Genomic DNA, 1,149 nt, shown 5'->3' on the forward strand with positions numbered 1-1,149 from the left:
ACGATGCGAGCTTAACGTTCAGCACGACCTCAACAGTGGAAGGCTTGACGTTGAACGAAGACGGTTCTTACAGCTTCGATGCGTCGTCTTATGATGTTTTGAAAGAGGGCCAGGAGGATGTAATAACGATACCTGTCACTGTGACTGATGATCGTGGTGCGGCAGTGACTACATCATTAACTATCACTGTTACAGGGACAAATGATTTGCCAGTGGCCGAGGCTAAAGTGGATAGTGTTTATGAGGATGGTTCAATCACTGGCATTATCAGTGCGAGTGATCTTGATCAAACAGATTCGACTTTAATCTTTACTACTACTTCTACAGTTCAAGGTCTAACTCTTGGTACAAATGGTGTTTATGAGTTCGACGCTTCTTCATACGATAATTTAGAAGCTGGTGAGGAGCTGGTTCTTGAGATCCCTGTTTTAGTTACGGATGAAAAGGGTGGTACTTCTGAAACGACGTTAACTATTACGGTAACCGGTACGAATGATGCTCCAACTGCCACTGCGGCAACGGGGAGTGTAGAAGAAGATGCGAGCATTAAGGGAGCAATTAGTGCCATTGATGTGGATCTACCTGAGGACGCAAGCTTAACGTTCAGTACTACGTCTACAGTGAAAGGTTTGACGCTGAATGCAGATGGTTCTTATACGTTCGATGCGTCGTCTTATGATGGTCTCAAAGAGGGGCAGGAGCAGGTAATTACGATACCTGTCACTGTAACTGATGATCATGGGGCGGCAGTGATTACATCATTAACTATCACTGTTACAGGGACAAATGATTTGCCAGTGGCTGAGGCTAAAGTGGATAGTGTTTATGAGGATGGTTCAATCACTGGCATTATCAGTGCGAGTGATCTTGATCAAACAGATTCGACTTTAATCTTTACTACTACTTCTACAGTTCAAGGTCTAACTCTTGGTACAAATGGTGTTTATGAGTTCGACGCTTCTTCATACGATAGCTTAGAAGATGGTGAAAAATTGGTTCTTGAGATCCCTGTTTTAGTTACGGATGAAAAGGGTGGTACTTCTGAAACAACGTTAACTATTACCGTGACGGGTACGAATGACGCGCCAGTCGCGGAAGCGGCAACGGGTGCGGTGGCAGAAGACGCGACCATCACCGGCACCATCAGTG

The 1,149-nt window shown here is 45.0% G+C and carries 1 protein-coding gene; it reads left to right on the forward strand.

Annotated elements, in window-relative coordinates:
* The coding region (locus tag AC2A4J_RS20290) for a VCBS domain-containing protein (RefSeq protein ID WP_484177288.1) at positions 1-1,149 on the forward strand (1,149 nt) is incomplete at both ends.

The sequence above is a fragment of the Marinomonas sp. ATLA20 genome (genome assembly GCF_057180105.1).